This is a genomic window from Cellulosimicrobium sp. G4 BAM 1002, assembly GCF_057126935.1.
Genome location: NZ_CP182109.1, coordinates 139,288 through 157,893, shown reverse-complemented (window position 1 = coordinate 157,893; position 18,606 = coordinate 139,288). Strand labels below are relative to the sequence as shown.

At 74.9% G+C, this 18,606-nt stretch carries 24 protein-coding genes; 18 read left to right on the top strand and 6 right to left on the bottom strand.

Annotated features, from left to right (window positions below; translation table 11 throughout):
- Positions 1 to 48: 48 nt before the first annotated feature.
- Entirely contained in the window at positions 49 to 510 is a 462-nt protein-coding gene (locus tag ACMXGY_RS00710) for an Lrp/AsnC family transcriptional regulator (RefSeq protein ID WP_483774972.1), read from the bottom strand.
- Positions 511 to 785: 275 nt separating this feature from the next.
- Between ACMXGY_RS00710 and ACMXGY_RS00705 the strand changes: the two genes are divergently transcribed.
- The gene (locus tag ACMXGY_RS00705; RefSeq protein WP_483776756.1) at positions 786 to 2,006 is read left to right on the top strand and encodes an NAD(P)/FAD-dependent oxidoreductase; all 1,221 of its coding nucleotides are present in this window, start codon (positions 786 to 788) and stop codon (positions 2,004 to 2,006) included.
- Positions 2,007 to 2,132: 126 nt separating this feature from the next.
- Positions 2,133 to 2,468: a YnfA family protein gene (locus ACMXGY_RS00700; protein ID WP_483774971.1), complete on the top strand. Its 336-nt coding sequence runs from the start codon at positions 2,133 to 2,135 to the stop codon at positions 2,466 to 2,468.
- On the opposite strand, the gene ACMXGY_RS00695 is transcribed toward ACMXGY_RS00700, so the two are convergent.
- Positions 2,443 to 2,850 carry a MerR family transcriptional regulator gene (locus tag ACMXGY_RS00695; RefSeq protein WP_483774970.1) on the bottom strand — a complete coding sequence of 136 codons (408 nt, stop codon included), beginning with the start codon at positions 2,848 to 2,850 and terminating at the stop codon, positions 2,443 to 2,445. The two genes, ACMXGY_RS00700 and ACMXGY_RS00695, sit on opposite strands and share 26 nt — an antisense overlap.
- A 66-nt stretch (positions 2,851 to 2,916) precedes the next feature.
- Here ACMXGY_RS00695 and ACMXGY_RS00690 point away from each other — a divergent pair, with 66 nt between their 5' ends.
- The 4 genes from ACMXGY_RS00690 to ACMXGY_RS00675 all read left to right on the top strand — a co-directional run bounded on the left by ACMXGY_RS00690 (position 2,917) and on the right by ACMXGY_RS00675 (position 5,906).
- Positions 2,917 to 4,110, top strand: a complete 1,194-nt coding sequence (locus ACMXGY_RS00690; protein ID WP_483774969.1) for an MFS transporter — start codon at positions 2,917 to 2,919, stop codon at positions 4,108 to 4,110.
- 288 nt (positions 4,111 to 4,398) lie between these two features.
- Positions 4,399 to 4,650: a hypothetical protein gene (locus ACMXGY_RS00685; RefSeq protein ID WP_483774968.1), complete on the top strand. Its 252-nt coding sequence runs from the start codon at positions 4,399 to 4,401 to the stop codon at positions 4,648 to 4,650.
- A gap of 55 nt (positions 4,651 to 4,705) precedes the next feature.
- Positions 4,706 to 5,488, top strand: a complete 783-nt coding sequence (locus ACMXGY_RS00680; protein WP_483774967.1) for a deoxyribonuclease IV — start codon at positions 4,706 to 4,708, stop codon at positions 5,486 to 5,488.
- Between the two features lie 4 nt (positions 5,489 to 5,492).
- Positions 5,493 to 5,906 (top strand): VOC family protein, encoded by a 414-nt coding sequence (locus ACMXGY_RS00675; protein ID WP_483774966.1) that lies wholly within the window; start codon positions 5,493 to 5,495, stop codon positions 5,904 to 5,906.
- Positions 5,907 to 5,954: 48 nt separating this feature from the next.
- On the opposite strand, the gene ACMXGY_RS00670 is transcribed toward ACMXGY_RS00675, so the two are convergent.
- The gene (locus ACMXGY_RS00670) at positions 5,955 to 6,521 is read right to left on the bottom strand and encodes a COG4315 family predicted lipoprotein (RefSeq protein WP_483774965.1); all 567 of its coding nucleotides are present in this window, start codon (positions 6,519 to 6,521) and stop codon (positions 5,955 to 5,957) included.
- Positions 6,522 to 6,694: 173 nt separating this feature from the next.
- On the opposite strand from ACMXGY_RS00670, the gene ACMXGY_RS00665 reads away from it, so the two are divergent.
- The 3 genes from ACMXGY_RS00665 to ACMXGY_RS00655 are packed head-to-tail and all read left to right on the top strand — an operon-like array spanning position 6,695 to position 8,642.
- Positions 6,695 to 7,384 carry a YceI family protein gene (locus ACMXGY_RS00665; protein ID WP_483774964.1) on the top strand — a complete coding sequence of 230 codons (690 nt, stop codon included), beginning with the start codon at positions 6,695 to 6,697 and terminating at the stop codon, positions 7,382 to 7,384.
- A 20-nt stretch (positions 7,385 to 7,404) separates the two neighbouring features.
- On the top strand, positions 7,405 to 7,911 hold the full coding sequence (locus ACMXGY_RS00660; protein ID WP_483774963.1) for a sigma-70 family RNA polymerase sigma factor: 507 nt from the start codon (positions 7,405 to 7,407) through the stop codon (positions 7,909 to 7,911).
- Entirely contained in the window at positions 7,908 to 8,642 is a 735-nt protein-coding gene (locus tag ACMXGY_RS00655) for an anti-sigma factor family protein (protein WP_483774962.1), read from the top strand. The genes ACMXGY_RS00660 and ACMXGY_RS00655 overlap by 4 nt, the downstream gene beginning before the upstream one ends.
- A gap of 7 nt (positions 8,643 to 8,649) precedes the next feature.
- Here ACMXGY_RS00655 and ACMXGY_RS00650 read toward each other — a convergent pair whose 3' ends face one another.
- Entirely contained in the window at positions 8,650 to 9,396 is a 747-nt protein-coding gene (locus ACMXGY_RS00650) for an SDR family oxidoreductase (RefSeq protein WP_483774961.1), read from the bottom strand.
- A 117-nt stretch (positions 9,397 to 9,513) separates the two neighbouring features.
- Between ACMXGY_RS00650 and ACMXGY_RS00645 the strand changes: the two genes are divergently transcribed.
- Genes ACMXGY_RS00645 through ACMXGY_RS00635 form a run of 3 tightly spaced genes read left to right on the top strand, consistent with a single transcriptional unit; the run spans position 9,514 to position 11,453 of the window.
- Complete coding sequence (locus ACMXGY_RS00645) at positions 9,514 to 9,687, top strand: hypothetical protein (protein ID WP_483774960.1); 174 nt, start codon at positions 9,514 to 9,516, stop codon at positions 9,685 to 9,687.
- The gene (locus ACMXGY_RS00640) at positions 9,687 to 10,043 is read left to right on the top strand and encodes a YciI family protein (protein WP_483774959.1); all 357 of its coding nucleotides are present in this window, start codon (positions 9,687 to 9,689) and stop codon (positions 10,041 to 10,043) included. Before ACMXGY_RS00645 ends, ACMXGY_RS00640 begins: the two co-directional genes overlap by 1 nt.
- A 12-nt stretch (positions 10,044 to 10,055) precedes the next feature.
- Entirely contained in the window at positions 10,056 to 11,453 is a 1,398-nt protein-coding gene (locus tag ACMXGY_RS00635) for an RNA polymerase sigma factor (protein ID WP_483774958.1), read from the top strand.
- Here ACMXGY_RS00635 and ACMXGY_RS00630 read toward each other — a convergent pair.
- Positions 11,429 to 13,300: a cation:proton antiporter gene (locus tag ACMXGY_RS00630; protein ID WP_483774957.1), complete on the bottom strand. Its 1,872-nt coding sequence runs from the start codon at positions 13,298 to 13,300 to the stop codon at positions 11,429 to 11,431. The genes ACMXGY_RS00635 and ACMXGY_RS00630 overlap by 25 nt on opposite strands.
- 256 nt (positions 13,301 to 13,556) lie before the next feature.
- Here ACMXGY_RS00630 and ACMXGY_RS00625 point away from each other — a divergent pair, with 256 nt between their 5' ends.
- The 6 genes from ACMXGY_RS00625 to ACMXGY_RS00600 all read left to right on the top strand — a co-directional run bounded on the left by ACMXGY_RS00625 (position 13,557) and on the right by ACMXGY_RS00600 (position 17,760).
- On the top strand, positions 13,557 to 13,976 hold the full coding sequence (locus ACMXGY_RS00625; protein WP_483774956.1) for a hypothetical protein: 420 nt from the start codon (positions 13,557 to 13,559) through the stop codon (positions 13,974 to 13,976).
- Between the two features lies 1 nt (position 13,977).
- Positions 13,978 to 14,229 (top strand): helix-turn-helix transcriptional regulator, encoded by a 252-nt coding sequence (locus ACMXGY_RS00620; protein ID WP_483774955.1) that lies wholly within the window; start codon positions 13,978 to 13,980, stop codon positions 14,227 to 14,229.
- 5 nt (positions 14,230 to 14,234) lie between these two features.
- A complete protein-coding gene (locus tag ACMXGY_RS00615; RefSeq protein WP_483774954.1) occupies positions 14,235 to 15,212 on the top strand; it encodes an NAD(P)-dependent alcohol dehydrogenase in 978 nt (325 codons plus the stop codon).
- Between the two features lie 102 nt (positions 15,213 to 15,314).
- Complete coding sequence (locus ACMXGY_RS00610) at positions 15,315 to 15,830, top strand: mycothiol transferase (RefSeq protein ID WP_483774953.1); 516 nt, start codon at positions 15,315 to 15,317, stop codon at positions 15,828 to 15,830.
- Positions 15,831 to 15,948: 118 nt separating this feature from the next.
- Positions 15,949 to 16,713 (top strand): FadR/GntR family transcriptional regulator, encoded by a 765-nt coding sequence (locus ACMXGY_RS00605; protein WP_483774952.1) that lies wholly within the window; start codon positions 15,949 to 15,951, stop codon positions 16,711 to 16,713.
- Between the two features lie 396 nt (positions 16,714 to 17,109).
- Positions 17,110 to 17,760, top strand: a complete 651-nt coding sequence (locus tag ACMXGY_RS00600) for a peptidase (protein ID WP_483774951.1) — start codon at positions 17,110 to 17,112, stop codon at positions 17,758 to 17,760.
- Between the two features lie 170 nt (positions 17,761 to 17,930).
- Here ACMXGY_RS00600 and ACMXGY_RS00595 read toward each other — a convergent pair whose 3' ends face one another.
- Positions 17,931 to 18,602, bottom strand: a complete 672-nt coding sequence (locus tag ACMXGY_RS00595; RefSeq protein ID WP_483774950.1) for a hypothetical protein — start codon at positions 18,600 to 18,602, stop codon at positions 17,931 to 17,933.
- Positions 18,603 to 18,606: the final 4 nt, after the last annotated feature.

The window sequence follows — 18,606 nt, the reverse complement described above, 5'->3', positions numbered from 1 at the left end:
ACGTACGGGACCGTGGCAGGTCCGGCCAGGACTCAGGTCCGTCGGCCTTCAGGGGCGCGCGTGCTCGAAGATCACGGTCGTGCTCGTGCCGGCGACCTCGGGCCGGACGCTGAGCGTCTTGGAGACCAGGTCGCGCAACGCGTCGGAGTCGGCGACCGCGACGTGCAGGAGGAAGTCGCGGTCGCCCGTGACGAAGAAGACGCCCTCGACGTCGGGCAGCGTGAGCAGGTAGTCGCGGAACGCCTCGAGGCCCTTGCGCGCACCCGCCTGGAGGCGGATCGCGATGAGCGCCTCGAGGCCGCGGCCCAGCGCGGCGGGATCGACGTCGGCGCGGAACCCGCGGATCACCCCGCGCTCGACGAGCGAGCGCACGCGCGCGTGGCACGTCGACGGCGCGATGCCGACCCGGGCGGCGATCGCGGCGTTGGTGGCGCGCGCGTCGGTCGCGAGGACGTCCAGGACACGGCGGTCCACGTCGTCGAGGACGGCGGGTCGAAGATCCTTCGGCACGGTGGCACCACTCCGGGCGTGAGGTCGAACGATGACCAGGCCAGGCTAGCGCTGGACGACGATCCTGCGGGATGTCTTGATGCCCGCCGAACGATCGACCACGCTGGTCCTGTGCGACACCATCCCGTCGCGCACCAGCCACACGCCCGCCTCGCCACCCGCGAGGCGGGCGTCGGTCGAAGGAGCCCGACGTGAGCGCCTCGTCTCGGAACCCCCGTCCCACCCGGCCCGGGGGACCGCCCCGGCCCCGAACGGCCGTCGTCGTCGGCGCGGGCATGGTGGGCCTCGCGACCGCGTGGCACCTGCAGGAGCAGGGCGTCGAGGTCACCGTGGTCGACCGCGACGGCGTCGCCGCGGGGTCCTCGTGGGGCAACGCCGGGTGGCTCACCCCTGGCATGGCGATGCCGCTCGCCGACCCGTCGCTGTGGACGTACGGACCGCGCGCCCTCCTCGACGCGGCCGCTCCCCTCCACGTGCCGCTGCGGTTCGACCCGCGCCTGTGGTCGTTCCTCGCACGTTTCATGGGGCACGCGACGCAGCGCCGCTGGGACTGCGCGATGGCGGCCCTCACGCCGATCGACCGCGTCGCGCTCGCCGCGTTCGACGAGCTGGCGTCCGGGGGAGTCGTCGGGCACGGCGTCGAGGCGCGCACGACGCCCGGACCCTTCACCGTCGCGTTCGAGCACGAGCGCGAGGCACGGCCGTTCCTCCGCGAGCTCGAGCACGTCGCCGCCGCCGGGCAGTCCGTCCCGGTCCGACGCGTCGACCCCGGCGAGCGCGCGCACCAGCTCACCGACCGCGCCTCCACCGTCTACGCCCTCGACGGCCAGCGCTTCCTCGAGCCCGGGCCGTTCGTGCACGCCCTCGCCGACTCGGTCCGCGCCCGCGGCGGGACGGTCCGCACCGGCGTCGACGTGAAGGCGGTCCGCCCCGACGGCTCCGGCCTGCGCGTCTACCCGGCCGACGCGCCGGGCGGCGGCGAGACGCTGCGCGCGGACGCCGTCGTGCTCGCGACCGGTGCGTGGCTGCCGACGCTCGCGGCGCCGCTCGGGGTGCGCACCCGCGTGCAGGCGGGGCGCGGGTACTCGTTCACGGTGAAGACCGACGTGCCCGTCGAGACGCCGATCTACCTGCCCGCGCGGCGCGTCGCGTGCACGCCGTACCAGGGGCGGTTCCGCATCGCCGGGACCATGGAGTTCCGCGGCCCGGACGAGCCGCTCCAGCCGCGACGGATCGACGCGATCCTCGCGTCCGTTCGGCACCTGTTCCAGGGCGTCGACCTCGACGACCGCCACGACGAGTGGGTCGGGTCGCGACCGGTCACGCCCGACGGCCTGCCGCTCGTCGGCGCGACGCGCCCGCCCGGCGTCTACGTCGCGGGCGGACACGGCATGTGGGGCATGGTGCTCGGCCCCGCGACCGGTCGCGCCCTCGCCCACCTCGTCACGACCGGCGAGACCCCGGCCGAGATCCGCCCGTTCGACCCCCTGCGCTGACCCCCCCCCCCCCCCCGCCGAACACGACGTTGCTGTCGTTCTCGGCCTGTTCACGACACCAACCACGTGCTCGACCAGGCGCAGGGTCGTGGTCGACGGCTGGGGCCGCGGCCCTACGCTGCGCCCATGGACCTCGCGCGCTCGATCCCGCTGTTCGTCCTCGCCGCGCTCCTGGAGATCGGCGGGGCCTGGCTCGTGTGGCAGGGCTTGCGCGAGCACCGGGGATGGCTCTGGATCGGTGCGGGCGTGGTGGCGCTGGGGCTCTACGGCGTCGTCGCGACGCTCCAGCCGGACGCGAGCTTCGGGCGGATCCTCGCCGCGTACGGCGGGGTGTTCGTGGCTGGGTCGCTCCTGTGGGGGATGGTCGTCGACGGCTTCCGGCCGGACCGGTGGGACGTCGTCGGCGCGCTGCTCTGCCTCGTCGGCGTCGCGGTGATCATGTACGCGCCACGACCGGAGTGACGGAGCGGTCCTGGGGGCGCTGGGCGAACGGGCGGATGCGCTCCAGGTAGTCGGCGATCGCGTCGCGGTTCTTCTCGAGGATGCGGATGCGGTCCTCCAGGCGCGCGAGCTCCGTCTCCAGGAGCTGGATCTTGTCCGGGTAGGCGTTGTGCAGGTGGATCTCCGGCGCGTTGCCCAGGCAGGGCAGGAACTCCTTGATGATCCGCGTCGTGAACCCGACCTCGAGCAGCCCCCGGATCTGGAGCACGCGGTCGACGAGGTGCTCGCCGTACTCGCGGTACCCGTTCTCGGCCCGCTCGGGCGTGAACAGGCCCTGCTCCTCGTAGTACCGCAGGAGCCGCGTCGGGGTCCCGGTGCGCCGGGACAGCTCGCCGATCCGCACGTGCTCCACCTCACGATCGATGGTCGCTTGACCTTCACATCAATGTCAGACATCCATGCTAACCGCATGACCACGACGACCACACGTCCCGCATCCCCCCGAGCCTCCGCATTGCACGGCGCGCTGCCGGTCGGCGCGCTCCTCGCGCTCGCGGCGTCGGGGTTCCTCACGCTCCTCACGGAGATCCTTCCCGCGGGCGTGCTGCCCGCCATGGCCGCCGACCTCGGTGTCGGGGCCGGGGCGGCGGGCCAGACCGTCACCGCGTTCGCGATCGGCGCGATCGTCGCGGCGATCCCGCTCACGCGCGCCACGGCGCGGTGGGACCGCCGCACCCTCCTGCTCGTGACGGTCGGCGGGTTCATCGTCGCGAACACCGTCACCGCGGTGTCCTCCTCGTTCGCCCTGACGCTCGTCGCGCGCTTCGCCGCCGGGCTGGTCGCCGGGCTCACGTGGGCGCTCCTGCCCGGGTACGTGCGCCGCCTCGTCCCCGCCGACCGCGTCGGGCGCGCCATGACGATCGCCATGGCGGGAGGACCGCTCGCCCTCACGCTCGGCGTACCCGCGGGCGCGGTGCTCGGCGCGGCCGTCGGGTGGCGGTGGACGTTCGGCATCCTGTCCGTCCTCGGGCTCGGTCTCCTCGCCTGGGTGCGGTTCGGCGTCGCCGCCGCACCCGGGACCCCGCGCGGCGCCCAGCCCGCGATCCGCGCCGTCCTTCCCCGGCCGGGGCTCCGTCCGGTGCTCGCCGTCTCCGGGCTCACCGTCCTCGCCAACACCTCTCTGTACACGTACGTCGCCGTCCACCTCACGCACCTCGGGCAGGGCGACCGCGTGAGCGCGCTCCTGCTCGTCCTCGGCGCCGCGTCCGCAGGCGCCCTCGTCCTCGTCGGGGCCCTCATCGACCGCCGGCTGCGGGCGCTGACCCTCGGGTCCGTGGTCGTGTTCGCGCTCGCGATGGTCGTCCTCGGCCTCGCCCCCACGTCCACGGCCGTCGTCCTCGTCTCCGTCGCCGCGTGGGGCTTCGCGTTCGGCGGCGCCGGGACGCTCTTCACGACCGCCGCAGCGCGCGCGGCGGGCGACGGCGCCGACGTCGCGCAGTCCGCGCTCGTCACCGTGTGGAACACGGCGGTCGCGCTCGGCGGTGCCGTCGGCGGCGCGGCGCTCGCCGTCGTCGGCCCGGGCGGCCTTCCGTGGGTGTCGCTCGCGCTCCTGGTCCCGGTCGTCGTGACCGTCGCCGTCGGACGCCGCCACTCGTTCCGCTGAGGCTCCGCTCGAGCACGTGCTCTGCGACCGTCGAGCACGACGTTCCTCGTCGTCGAGAACGCGGTTGCTGTCGCCATGGTCCGGAGAACGACAGCAACGTCGTGTTCGGCGGGTGGGGCGTCTCACGCAGCGGCGGATCGGCCGCAACACGGACTTAACGTCGACGACGGCACGAGGAAACGTCGCGGTCGCATGATGGAGGAGCGCCGGGCCTCGAGCCCGGCGCACCAGCATCCGTCCCGACCACCGCGGCCGCCGTGCGCGTTCGCGGGACCCCAGGAGGCCCCCGTGCCGGACAACCGCCCGCTCTTCTCCGCCCCCAGCACCACGGCCGCCCCCGCGACGCACGACGTGCGGACGACGAACCGCCCCGACCTGCGCACGCAGGACCTCGGGGTCAACACCCACGGCGAGCCCCGCCGTCGGGCGAACCCGGGCGACGAGCTCACCGTGGACCCGACCGACCGCCGTCGGCGTGCCCGCGCGGCGCTGCTCGACCTGCGTCGCGACGTCATCCGGCGCGAGAGCACCACGTGGTGAGGGGGGCCCGGGCGTGACGTGGGCCGACGTGGGCGAGGCCGCGTAGGTTGTCCCCATGCGGATCGGAGCCCACCTCGACCAGTCGGACGTCATCGCGCAGGCCGCGAGCATCGGCGCGGACGTCGCCCAGATCTTCCTCGGGGACCCCCAGTCCTGGAAGGGACCGGAGTTCACGTTCCCCGGTGGCGCGGAGGCGCTCAAGGACGCCGCGCGCGCCGCGGACCTCGAGCTCGTCGTGCACGCGCCGTACGTCATCAACGTCGCGAGCCCCAACAACCGCATCCGGATCCCGAGCCGCAAGCTGCTCCAGCAGATCGTCGACGGCGCGGCGGCGGTCGGGGCGGTCGGGGTCGTGGTCCACGGCGGGCACGTGACCGCGGCGGACGACCCGGCGAAGGGCTTCGACAACTGGCGCAAGGCGATCGACGCCCTGCAGACCGACGTCACGGTCTACGTCGAGAACACGGCGGGCGGCGACTTCTCCATGGCACGGCGCCTCGAGCGCATCGAGGGCCTGTGGGCCGCGATCCAGCAGGCCGACGGCGCGGCGAACGTGGGCTTCTGCCTCGACACGTGCCACGCGTGGGCGGGCGGCATCGACCTCACGACGGCGGTCGAGCAGGTCCGCGCGATCACGGGCCGCCTGGACCTCGTCCACCTCAACAACAGCCGCGACACGGCGGGCTCCGGCGCCGACCGGCACGCGAGCCTCACGGCGGGGACGATCGACCCGGAGCTGCTGCTCGGCGTCGTGCGCGCAGCCGGGACGTCGGTCGTGTGCGAGACGCACGCGGACGTGCCCGCCGACGTCGCGTGGCTGCGCGAGCAGGTCGGCTGACCCGGTGGGCGACCGCGCGCCGATGCGGCTGCACAACACCACGATCGACACGCGCGACCCGCGCGCGCTCGCCGAGTTCTACCGACGCCTGACCGGTTGGTCGTACTGGCCCGGCCACGAGGTGCCCGACCCGGAAGGCGACCGGTGGCTCATGCTCGAGGTCCCCGGCAGCACGTCGCGCCTCGCGTTCCAGCGGTCGGACGCCGTCGTGACCCCGTGGCCCGGCGGGGCGCGCGTGCACGTCGACCTCTGGGTGCCCGACCTCGACCCCGCCCACGAGCACGCGCTCGCGTGCGGCGCGCGGCCTCTCACCGGCACACCCGAGGAGGAGGGCCACCCCGAGGACCCGTTCCGGGTCTACGCCGACCCGGAGGGCCACCCGTTCTGCCTGTGCGCCCCGCCGCTCCAGCGTCCGTGACGCGAGCCCTCGGCGGCCACCGGTCCTGAGCAGGACCGGTGGTCGCCGTCAGTATCCCGACTCGACCGGGGCGTCGTCCGTGATCTCGGTCCCGTCCGGCGCGACGGCCCACCAGACGTCGTTCACGCCGTGGCCGGACACGTCGCCCGGAGCCTGGTCGCCCGCGTACGTATAGAGCGGGCGGCCGTCGAGCGTGACCTGGGGCTCGCCGTCGACGCCGGTGATCGTGCCGACCTCGGCCGTGACGCCCTCGGCCTCGGGCTCCGCGCTCCCCGCGTGGACCGCCGGCCACGCCGCGGCGCACTCGCCGTCGCACGCGCTCTCGCCCGACCCTGGCACGTCCTGCTCGTAGTAGTAGACGGTCATCTCCGCGCCGTCGACCACGACGGTGCCGAGGGACGAGTCCGCCGTGCCGAGCACCGGCGCGGCGCCCGACGAACCATCGCCGGTCGCGTCGTCCTCGGTCGACGTCGACCCGGAGGAGGTGGGACTGTCGTCCCCGCCCCCGTACAGCCCGCCTCCTCCACCGCCGGAGCACCCGGCGAGCGCGGCCGCGAGCACGGCGACGGCCCACGCCGTGGCGGTGGAGGCGCTGTGGTTCAGGGTGCGTCGCATGTCGACTCCTCGAGAGGGTGGTCGGGGTCGCGAGCACGGCCCCTACTCTCACGACGGCGCGGCTCGCCGTGCGGTTCATCGGATCGCACGGCGAACCTGGACTGAACCGATCGGGTGGCTGCGTCGTCTCCCTGGGTGACAGGGTCGACGGAGGATGATCGGGAGGAGCGGACGTGCGCAGGAGGACGACGGTGCTGGTGGGTGTCGGGGTCGGGGTCGTGCTGGTGGGCGGCGCCGCGTTCGCGTTCGGGCCGGGCCTGTACGCGGACTGGGCCAACCGGGCCGCGGCCGAGGCACCGAGCCTCGACACGACGTCGGACGCGCCGGCCGGGCTGCCCGACCCCGCCGACCTCGACGGGACCTGGGCCGTCGCGGACGGCTCGTACGCGGGCTACCGCGTGCACGAGGTGCTGCAGGGCGAGGACGTCACGGTGACCGGCCGCACCGAGGAGGTCGCCGGGTCGTTCACCGTCGCGGACGGCGTGCTCTCGACGGCGACCGTCGAGGTCGACATGGCGAGCGTCGCGACCGACGAACCGCCGCGCGACGCGTACTTCCGGGGCGACGCGCTCGAGGTCGGGACCTACCCGACCGCGACGTTCGAGCTCACGGCCCCCGTCGACCTGGCCACCGGGTCGGCGGAGGTGGAGCTCGCCGGGGAGCTGACGATCCACGGCGTCACCCGGCCGGCCACGGTGGCCGCCGAGGTGGGCGCCACCGCCGACGGCGTGCAGGTGGTCGGCAGCGTGCCGATCACGTTCTCCGACTTCGACGTCGAGGCGCCGGACCTCGGATTCGTCACGGTCGACGACACGGGGAGCATCGAGTTCGGGCTCGACCTCGCGCCGTCGGCCGGGTCGTGACGGACGGGGAGGTACCGCGCGTGGGCGCCGACGCCGACGAGCTCCTCCGAGCGGTCCACGCCGTGCACGCCGCCGCGCTCGAGCGGTACGTCGCGCGCCTCACCGACGACCCGGCGCAGGCGCAGGACGTCGTGCAGGAGACGCTCCTGCGCGCGTGGCGACATCCCGAGGTGCTCGAGCGGCCCGAAGGGTCCGTCCGCGCGTGGCTGTTCACCATGGCGCGGAACCTCGTCGTCGACGAGCTGCGCAGCGCCCACCACCGCCGCGAGCTCGCGAGCGCCGACGTCCCCGACCACGGCCAGGCGGACGCGACCCAGGCCGTCCTCGACGCGTGGCTCGTCGCCGACGCGCTCGTGTCCCTGAGCCCGGAGCACCGGGCCGTCGTCGTCGACGCGTACTACCGCGGCCGTTCGGTGGCCGAGATGGCGGCCGCGCACGGCGTCCCGCCCGGGACGGTGAAGTCCCGCATGCACTACGCGCTCCGCGCGCTGAGGCTCGCGCTGCAGGAGAAGGGAGTCTCGTCATGACCACCAACCCTCCCCCGGACCCGTACCGCGAGTGGGACGCCGCCTACGTGCTGGGCGCGCTCAGCCCGCACGACCGGCGCGCGTTCGAGCGGCACCTGACCACGTGCGCGGCGTGCCGTGAGGCCGTCGGCGAGCTCGCGGGCATGCCCGGGATACTCGGCATGCTCACGCCCGAGCACGCGGACGCCCTCGTGGAGGAGCGTCACGCCGACCCGGGCGGCGAGGCCGCCGCCGGCCCGGGCTCGCCCGCGGTGGTGCCGCTCGCGACGGTCGCCGCCGGAGCGCGTCGCCGTCGTGCCCGACGTCGCGCACTGCTCTCGGCGGCCGCCGTCGGCCTGGTCCTCGCCGGAGGCGCCGGTGGGGCCGCGATCACCGGGTCCGGCGACGAGACGGCACCGCCGCCCGCCGTCGCCGCGACGACGGACGTCGCGCTCCAGCCGGTCGGTGCCGCCGACGTGCGCGCCGAGCTCACCCTCACGCCGGTCACCTGGGGGACCCGGCTCGACTGGTCGTGCTCCTACCCCGTCGGGGAGTGGGAGGACGGGGCGACGTACGAGCTCGTCCTCGTGGACGACGACGGGACGCGCGAGGTCGTCGCCACGTGGTCGGCCACCGAGGCGGGGTCGTCGGACGGGCTCGGCGCGTCGTCGGCCGTGCCGGTGGACAGCATCGCGCGGCTCGAGCTCGGCGTCGTCGGGGTCGACGGCGCGCTCGCGGGCGCCGACGTCTGACCGGTCATCAGCACCCGCCCGCGACGCGCAGGGTCTCGCCCGTGACGTACGACGCGTCGTCGGAGAGCAGGAACTCCACGGCCGCGGCGACCTCGTCCGGGTAGCCGGCCCGCCCCAGCGGGCTTCCCGCCCCGACGCGCTCCACCCGCCCGGGGTCGCCCGCGTCGGCGTGGATCCTCGTCGCGACGATCCCGGGCGCGACGCCGACGACCCGGATGCCGTCCCCCGCGACCTCGAGGGCGAGCCCCTTCGTCAGCGCGTCGACGCCTGCCTTCGCCGCGGCGTAGTGGACGTACTCTCCTGGGGAGCCGAGCGTCGCCGCGGCGGACGAGACGTTGACGAGCACCCCGCCCCGGCCTCCCCGCGCGGGGCTCATCGCCCGGACGGCCGCGCGCGCCACGAGGATCGCGGCGGTGAGGTTGAGGTCGACGACGCGGCGCACCACGTCCGTGGGCGTCTCCGCGAGCGCCCCGACGTGGAGCGTCGCGCCCGCGTTGTTCACCACGCCGGTGAGCGTGCCGAGCCCGGCCGCCGCCGCGAACGTGTCGGCGATGCCGTCGTCGGTCGTGAGGTCCGCGCGCACGACGACGCACCGCACTCCCCGCTCGCGGACCGCCTCCCGGGTCTCCGCGGCGGCCTCGTCGTCGTGGGCGTGCCCGAGCACCAGGTCGTGCCCGGCGGCGGCGAGCCGCAGCGCGACGGCAGCGCCGATGCCCCGTGTCCCGCCCGTGACGAGTGTCAGTCGTGTGGTCACGAGGTCACGCTAACTGCCGGCTCCCCAAACTCGTCCCACCCGTCGTGTCGATCTCGCCGGTCGGCCTTCGTCGTCCTGGTGTACGGCCGCCCGGGCCGTGCTCGACGAGGAGGCACGATGAGCTTTCTGGACACGATCCTTCAGGCCGACCGTTCGCGCGGGTGGGCCGGCGGCACCCGGTACGGTGACGGGCGGCGCAGCGTCGGCGACGGCATCGAGGCCGCCGACGTGGCGTTCTTCGGGCCGATGGTCTTCCGCCGGCCCGTCACGACGTGGACGGAGGAGTCCTGATGCGCTACCTGATGCTGGTGCTGAGCACGCCCGACGACCCGGACCTGCGGCCGGAGGACGCGGAAGGGGCGCCCGCCATCGAGCAGTGGGTCGAGCGCCACTACGGCAGCGGCGCGGCGGTCCTGGGCGACCGGCTGCGGCCGCCGGCCGACGCGGTCGGCGTGCGGGTGCGGAGTGGGCGGGTCCTCGTCACGGACGGCCCGTTCTCCGAGACGAAGGAGGCCATCGGCGGGTTCGACGTCATCGAGGCCGACGACCTCGACACCGCGATCGCCATCGCGTCCGAGCACCCGATGGCGCACGGCGGCGCGATCGAGCTGCGGCCGGTCTGGCCGCTCCATCTCGACGAGACCTGAGCCGCGGACACCGTGAGGAAGCCGAGCTCCGCCGTCGAGGACGCGTTCCGCACCGAGTGGGGTCGCGTCCTCGGCGCCGTCGCGCGGAGCACGGGCGATCTCGACCTCGCCGAGGAGTCCACGCAGGAGGCGTTCGCGACGGCGCTGCGCACCTGGGAGCGCGACGGCGTCCCGGAGCGGCCCGGTGCGTGGCTGACGACCACCGCGCGCCGCCACGCCATCGACGTGCTGCGGCGCCGTCGGGTCGAGGCGGACCGGACGACGGCGGCCGCCCGGCTCGGGGCACGGGTGGACGCCGGTCCGCACGACATCGGCGCCGGCTCTGACCCGGTCCCCGACGAGGTCGCGGACACCCTGGACGACGGCCCCTGGAGCCTCGACGACCCGGACGGGGACCTGCTGCGACTGCTGTTCACGTGCTGCCACCCGGCGCTGCCCGCCGAGTCGCGCGTCGCACTGACGCTGCGGTCGCTGGTCGGCATGACGACGGCCCAGGTGGCCCGCGCGTTCCTCGTCCCCGAGGCGACGATGGCGCAGCGGCTCGTGCGGGCGAAGAAGCGCATCCGTGCGACCGGCATCGCCTTCCGCGTCCCGCCCCCGGAGCTGCGTGCCGAACGCGTCACCGGGGTGCTCACCGTGCTCTACCTGCTCTTCACCGAGGGGTACGACGCCTGGGCGGAGCCGGCGGACGAGGCCGTCGGCTCGGCGGACCGACGCGCCCTGGCGGACGACGCCGTCAGGCTCGCGCGGCTGGCCGCGCGGCTGCTCGACGACGAGCCGGAGGCCCGGGGGCTGCTGGCGCTGCTGCTGCTCCAGCACGCCCGCCGCGACGAGCGGACCGGACCCGACGGCGTCGCGCGGACGCTCGCGGAGCAGGACCGGACCCGGTGGCGGCACGACGAGATCGACGAGGGGCTGCGCGAGCTGGACGCCGCGCTCGCCGCGGGCAGGCCCGGCCCGTACCAGGTTCAGGCGGCGATCGCGGCGATCCACGCCCGCGGGAGCGAGGACCCTGCCGCCGACTGGGCCGAGATCCTCGGCCTGTACGACGTGCTCCTCACGATGACCGGGTCGCCGGTCGTGGCGCTCAACCGGGCCGTCGCGGTCGCGGAGGTGCACGGCCCGGCCGCGGGGCTCGCCGCCGTCGACGAGGTGGCCGAGGACCCTGCCCTCGCCGGGTACCACCTCCTGCCCGCGCTCCGGGCCGAGCTCCACGCGCGCGCGGGACGTCCCGCCGAGGCCGTCGACGAGCTGCGCGCCGCGCTGGGGCTGGTCGACCGGGAGGGCGACCGTCGCCTGCTGCACCGGCGGCTCGCGGCGCTGACGGCGTCGGACGCGATACCGGAACCCGACGGCGCGCGGACCGACGGCGCGACGCCTGGTCCTCAGTCGTCGTCGCCGGGGACGTAGGGGCCGCGGCGCAGCTCGATGTCGATCTGCTCCGCGTCGAGGAGGTCGAGCGCGTGGCGCAGCGCCTGCGAGCTGTACGCGCCGGAGGACCGTGCGGCCAGGAGCGCGGTGCGCTGGGCGTCGAGCGCGCGCAGCCGCAGCTCCTTGTACTGCGCGAACAGGTCCGCGGACGTCGCGGCGTCCGTGTCGCGGTTCTCGAGCTCGCGCACGACGTCGCGGCGCACGCGCTCGACGACCGCGCCGTCGTACGTGCTGCCGTCGGGGCGCCGCAGGTCGGGCGCGTCGACGACGGCGACGGCAGCGGCGTCGAGCTCGGTGCGCACGGCCCCGCGGTCCTCGTCCGCGCGCGTGTGACCTCCCGACAGCCCGAGCCGCCGCACGACCCACGGCAGCGTGCCGCCCTGGACGACGAGCGTGCCCGCCGCGACCGTGAACGCCACGAGCACGAGGAACGAGCGCTGCGGCGTGGCGAGCGGGAGCGTCTGGGCCGCGGCGAGGGTCACGACTCCGCGCATCCCGGCCCAGACGAGCAGCGTGCCCTCGCGCCACCCGAGGGGCTCGGCGGTGAGGTAGTCGATGTCTGCGGCCCGGCGGCGCAGCGACGAGCGGATGCGGCCGACGCGCTCCGCAGGGGCCTGGGCGACCAGCCTCGCCCCGCGGCGCTCGGCACCGCCCCTCGGCGTGGCCTCCTCGCCGGGGGGCGGCGTCGCGACGGGTGACCCGTCGGGTGCGAACCGCGCGTCGATCTTCTGCTGCATGCCCTCGATCACCCCACGCATCGACTCGCCGCGCCGCGCCCGGCGCGCGAGGGACCGCAGGAGCGTCGCCACGTACGCCGAGCGCACGAGCAGGATGATGACGGCCGCGAGCGCCGCGATGCCGATCGCGCCCCACACGCTGCCGTGCGCCTCCTGCACGTCGCTGACGAGCGCGAACAGCTCGAGGCCCATGAGGAGGAAGACGCCGCCCTCGAGGACCAGCTCGACGGTGCGCCAGTTCGACTCCTCGGCGATGCGGTGCTGCGGTCGCAGGTACTTGGCCGCGCCGTTGCCCGTGACGAGGCCGGCGGTCACGACGGCGACGAGGCCCGAGGCTCCCAGCTCCTCCGCCGGCAGGTACGCGATGAACGGGACGACGAACGAGACGGCGGTGCCCAGCGCCGCGCTGGCGAGGCGTCGTCGGACGAAGAGCCCGAGGAAGCCGACCACGAACCCGATCACGACCGCGACGACGACCGCGTACACGAAGTCCCCCGCGACGGACCAGACCGAGACGGCCTCCGGGGCTCCCGCGCTGCCGACGGCCACGGCGATCCCCGCGATGGCCGAGCGCAGGAGGACGAGCGCCGACGCGTCGTTGAGCAGGCTCTCGCCCTCGAGCAGCGTGACGACGCGTGGTGACGCCCCGAGCCGTTTCACGATCGACGTCGCGACGGCGTCCGTCGGGCTGACGATGGCGCCGAGCGCGATGCCGGCCGCGAGCGGGATACCGGGGACGAGCCACGTGAAGAGGTAGCCGAGCAGCACGGCGCTGATCACGACAAGCACGACCGACAGCCCGCTGATCGCGGTGAAGTCCCGCCGGAAGTCCATGGTCGGCAGGCCGACAGCCGCCGAGTAGAGCAGCGGGGGCAGGATCCCCGCGAGGATCCACTCGGGCTCGAACTCGATCTCCGGCACCGCGGGCACGAAGCTCACCACGACGCCCACGAGCACGAGCACGAGCGGCGCCGCGACCCCGGCCCTCGGCGCGAGCGCGTTCACCCCGACGATGGCGACGACCGCGAGGGTCCCCACGACGATGAGGGAGAGGATCTGCTCCTCGGTGAGGTTGAACGGGAACTCCATCGGCACCTCCGGCGACCACCACGCGGCGCCGGGTCGGCGCGCGGGAACGGGACCACGCTAACCGCCCGGACCACCGCCGGTCCGGCGCCGCCCTGGCCGCCGAACCCGGGGTTGTGCGTCGTCTCGGAGCCGAAGTGACCCACAACCCCGGGTTCGGCGCGCTGCCGCCGGTTCGATGTCAAGAACTCTTGACATGATGTCAGAGACGCTTTACGTTGGCGATGTCAGAGATGTTTGACATCGATCGGGAGGCGCCATGTCGTACGAGGAGAAGGGCACGTGGGTCTACCTCGTCGTGAGCGCCGTCGTGTACGTCGCGTACGTCGCCGTGATCCTGTCCCGGGCCGACGGCGGGGCGCTCGCGGAGGTCGCGTACGTCGCCCCGCTGCTGTGGTCGATCGGGGCGGCGATCGCCGCGGGCATCGTCGTCCGCATCGTGGTGGAGATGGTCCGCCCGAGCGAGAGCTACCGCAGCGACGAGCGCGACCGCGAGCTCGCGCGCCGCGGCACCGTCGCCGGGCAGTGGGGCGTCGTCGCGGGGGCGCTCGGTGGGCTCGCCCTCGCCCTCGTCGAGGCCGACAGCTTCTGGATCGCCAACACGATCTACCTCGGCTTCGTGCTCATGGCCGTGACGGCGTCGGTCGTCACGCTCGTCGCCTACCGCCGGGGGGCCTGACGTGGGCGGCAAGCCGACGCGTGTCACCAACGCGATCCGCGCGCTGCGCTTCGCGCGCGGGGAGATGACGCAGGCGGAGCTCGCGGAGCGCGTCGGTGTCACGCGCCAGACCGTCATCGCGATCGAGCAGGGTCGCTACTCGCCGTCGCTCGAGACGGCCTTCCTCATCGCCCGCGCGCTCGGAGCGCCGCTCGACGAGGTCTTCGGGTACCCGGACGACGGCGCAGGTGCCGCCGACCACGACGAGAGGTGATCGCGATGAGAGCAGCAGTCTCCACGACGTACGGGCCGCCCGACGTCGTGCACGTCGAGGACGTCCCCGACCCGGTGCCCGGCGCGGGAGAGCTGCTCGTGCACAATCGCGCGAGCACCCTCGCCGCCGCCGGGGTCGCCGCGCGCGCGGGCACACCGTGGTTCGCGCGGCTCGCGTTCGGGCTGCGCCGACCCCGCTACCCCGTCCTCGGGGGCGAGGTCGCGGGCGAGGTGGTCGCGGTCGGGGCCGAGGTGTCGGGGTTCCTCGTCGGCGACCGGGTCACCGCCCTCACGCGCATGGGCGCGGGCGCGCACGCCGAGCTCGTCGTCGTCCCGGCGAGCGGCGCCGTCGTGCCGACGCCCGACGATCTCACCGACGTCGACGCCGCCGTGCTCGCCGCCGGTCCGCTCACGGCGCTGCCCTTCCTCACCGACCACGCGCGCCTGCGCCCGGGGTCGTCCGTGCTCGTGGTCGGGGCGTCCGGGTGCGTGGGCACCGCCGTCGTGCAGCTCGCCGCGCACGCCGGTGCGCACGTCACAGCAGTCTGTGGTCCTCGCGGGCTCGACCTGGTGCGCGAGCTCGGCGCGAAGGACGCCGTCGACCGCACGACGACGGACGTGACGACCGCCGAGGACCGCTACGACGTCGTCTTCGACGTCGCGGGCGCGCTCTCGTACCGGCGCTGCCGGCGCCTCCTCGCTGACGACGGCGTCTACCTCACGACCGTCCCGTCCGTCTCGATCCTCTGGCGCACCCTGTGGACGGCCCGGCGAGCGCGCGGTCGACGCGGGATCGTGGCGTTCACCGGGCTGCGGCCGACCGACCTCCAGCGCGCGACCCTGCGCGACGCCCTCGCCCGGGGCGGTTCCGGGGCGCTGCGCGCCGTCGTCGACGCCGCGTACCCGCTCGACCGGATCGCCGAGGCGCACCGGCACGTCGAGCACGAGCACAAGGCGGGGACCGTCGTCGTGACGATCGGCTGACGTCGTCGGCTCCACGACCGGCTCGCGGACCCCTGCGGTCGCGGGGCGACGCGTCCCGACGCAGGCTGCTCGGAGGACACCGAGAGAAGGCGAGGGACGCACGTGGACGGTGTGGCAGTGCTGGAGGACCTGTTCGGACGGATCGGACCGGCGGCGACGCGCGCCGTCGACGGGCTCGGCGACGACGCGCTCACCGCGCGCCTCGACCCGGCGGCCAACACGATCGCGTGGCTCGCGTGGCACCTCGCGCGCAGCCAGGACGCACAGGTCGCGGCGGCGGTCGGCCGCGACCCGGTGTGGACGCGCGACGGCTGGGCCCGCCGGCTCGACCTGCCGTTCGACGACGACGCGACGGGCTACGGGCAGACGCCCGACGACGTCGCCCGGGTGCTCGCGAGCGGTGACCTGCTGCTGGGCTACCTGCACGCCGTGCAGGTCGAGTCCCACGACGTGCTCGCGGCGCTCACCGACGCCGACCTCGACCGGGTCGTCGACGACGCGTGGGACCCGCCGGTCACGCTCGGCGTCCGGCTCGTGAGCGTCGCGGTCGACAGCCTCGAGCACGCAGGCCAGGCCGCGTACGTCCGGGGCGTCCTCGAACGCACGGGACGCGCCTGACCGCCACGCGGGTTGCCGTCGACGTCGGGGCCGGCCACTTCGCGCGCCCGCAGGAGTGCGCGACGGTCTGATGTCTGACGTCCGATAACGTGACGCAGACGAGACCGAAGGGGCCGAGATGACGACAGCACGGCACACGAGCTTCACCGGCTTCGACGACTCCCGGGCCGGCGCCGGCGCGCCACGGCGGACCACCGCCGCCGACCAGATCAAGGGCTTCATCCTCCGCGAGGGGCTGCGGCCGGGGGACGCGCTGCCCACCGAGGCGGAGCTGTGCGAGCACCTCGGCGTCTCGCGGTCGAGCGTGCGCGAGGCGATCCGCACCCTCTCGACGCTCGACATCGTCGAGGTCCGGCACGGGCACGGCACGTTCGTCGGCAACATGTCGCTGGACGCGCTCGTCGAGGCGCTCGTGTTCCGCGGGGTGCTCTCCCCCGGCGACGACCTGCGGGCGCTGCGCGACGTCGTCGAGATCCGCCAGGCGCTCGACCTCGCCATGGCCGAGCGCATCGTCGCAAGCCTCGCCGGGACGACGGACCCCGACCTCCACGCGCTCGTCGACCAGATGGTCGCCGCCGCCGCCGACGGCCTGGCCTTCCCGACCCAGGACCGCGCGTTCCACACCGGTCTGCTCGCGCGGCTCGACAACTCGCTCGTCGGGCAGCTCGTCGCCGCGTTCTGGGACGTGCACACCGCCGTCGTCGCCCAGCTCGGCACCTCCGTCGCGGCCGACCTCGACCAGACGGCGCGCGCCCACGCCGCGATGCTCGACGCCGCGGAAGCGGGCGACGCCGAGGCGTTCCGCGCCGCCGTCGTGTCGCACTACGAGCCCGTCGACCGCGCGCTCGGGGTGCGGTCGACGTGGCAGCGCGGCATGGCCTGACGCCCCTGCAGCTCGCGGAGGGCTACCGCCAGACCCACGCGTCCACGCCCGACTGGCAGGGCCTGCAGCCGGTCACTCGGTCCGCGCACTTCACCCGCTCGCGAACTGGACGTGCGTCCAGTTCGCCGCCTAGCGTGTGGGACAGCCGGTACCCGCACCTCTGCCCCCTGCTGGTGCGGGTCCCGGCACCCCACGGCGGTGCCGCCCCACGGCGTCCGACACGACCGCGCCCCGACCCCCGGAAGTCCCGGGGCACGGTCGCGCCCGGAACCCACGGACGCGATCCCCGACGCGACCCAGGTCGACCACGTCCCCGCGCTCGGCTGCCGCTGACCATGCGACGAGCAGAGCGATCGGACAGGACCCATGACCCCCTCGAGAAGACACCGCAGCCCCGTGCAGGCCCTCGCACTCACCGCCGCCGTCGGCGCCGCCGTGCTGCTGGCCGGGCCTGCCGCCCAGGCGTCCACCGACGACGGCTACGTGCCGGCGCAGCCCGCCATGCGCCTGACGACGCTCGTCTCGGCGTGCGAGGCGGACGCCGCGTATCTCGACTATGCGATCGAGGTCGAGGGCACCGAGAACGACACCGTCACGGTGACCTGGATCGACCCGGACGGCGAGGACGTCGTCCAGACCGGCCTCCCGCTCTCCGGGCGCCTGCTGTGGCCAGGGATGGTCGTCGGGGAGGACGGCCGGGGTGCGGACTGGCCGGGGTGGCGGTTCGACGACGGAGAGTGGGTCCAGGGCGACGAGTACGACTGGGTCCGCCCGTCGGTCGACGTGCGCTTCGAGGTCAACCCCAACGTCCTGGTGACGACCGTGTACCCGCCTTCGGCGCCCGGCTGCGCGACCAACCCTCCGGGCCACGACGACCCGATCGTGGTCGACCAGTCAGCCTCCGGCTCGGGACCGAGCGCAGCCGCCCAGGGCCGGAGCCTGGCGGCGACCGGTGCGACCCTCGGGCTGTACGCCGCCGCCGCGGCCGGCCTCGCGGGGATCGGCGCCGTCGTCGTCCTCGTCTCCCGCCGCGCTCGCCGCGGCTGAGCCCGACCTCCGACCGGGGCGGCGCCCGACCGACGGCGGCGCGACCTGGGGCCCGCAGGAGGTCGGGTCGTTCACGCCCGCACCACGTGGACGGTCGACGCGAGCTACGCCGCGCTGGCTGCGGCTGAGCAGGGACGCGCTCCCGGTCGAGCGAGGCACGGGGACGTGCCTCACCCGGCCGGGGGTGCAGCGCTCGTGGACGCGGCGCCGACCGACCGCCGCGAGAGCAGCGCCGCCGCGAGGAAGCACACCGCACCGAGAAGCGTGCCGGCGTCGTCCCACCACGCGCTGACGTACGTCCCCGTCGAGGGCTCGACGTACGCACCGACGGCGGACGCCGCGAACGCGACCGAGCCGACCGCGTTCAGCCACGTGCCGTGCCACGTCCTGGCGTCGGTGTCCCAGAGGTGCCCGCGGTCGCGTGTCGCGACGACCGCGAACGCCGACGACACGAGGAACGCGACGGAGCCGTAGGCGTCGGGCTTCCACCCCGCCCCGAGCGCCGTGGGGTCGTCGACCGCGGCCACCAGGGCCGCCGTCGTGCTCACGTTGAAGCACAGGGTCCCGACGAGCTGGACGGCCGCCGCCCACCAGTCCCACCGGTCCGCAGGGTGGGTGCCCGCCCGGGGCGGACGCCGCCCGCTCAGGCTCAGCTGGACGAACGCGGCGCCCGTGAAGAACACCGACCCGACGACGAAGGTGACGCCGACCGCGACCGCACCCACGGCGTCGGCGTACGGCGGGAGCGCCCCCACGAGGAAGCACAACGAGCCGACGGCGAACCCCCACGCCTCCCGGCGCAGCCGCCGCTGCGTGGCGACGGCGGCTCGGGACGTCTCCATCGCG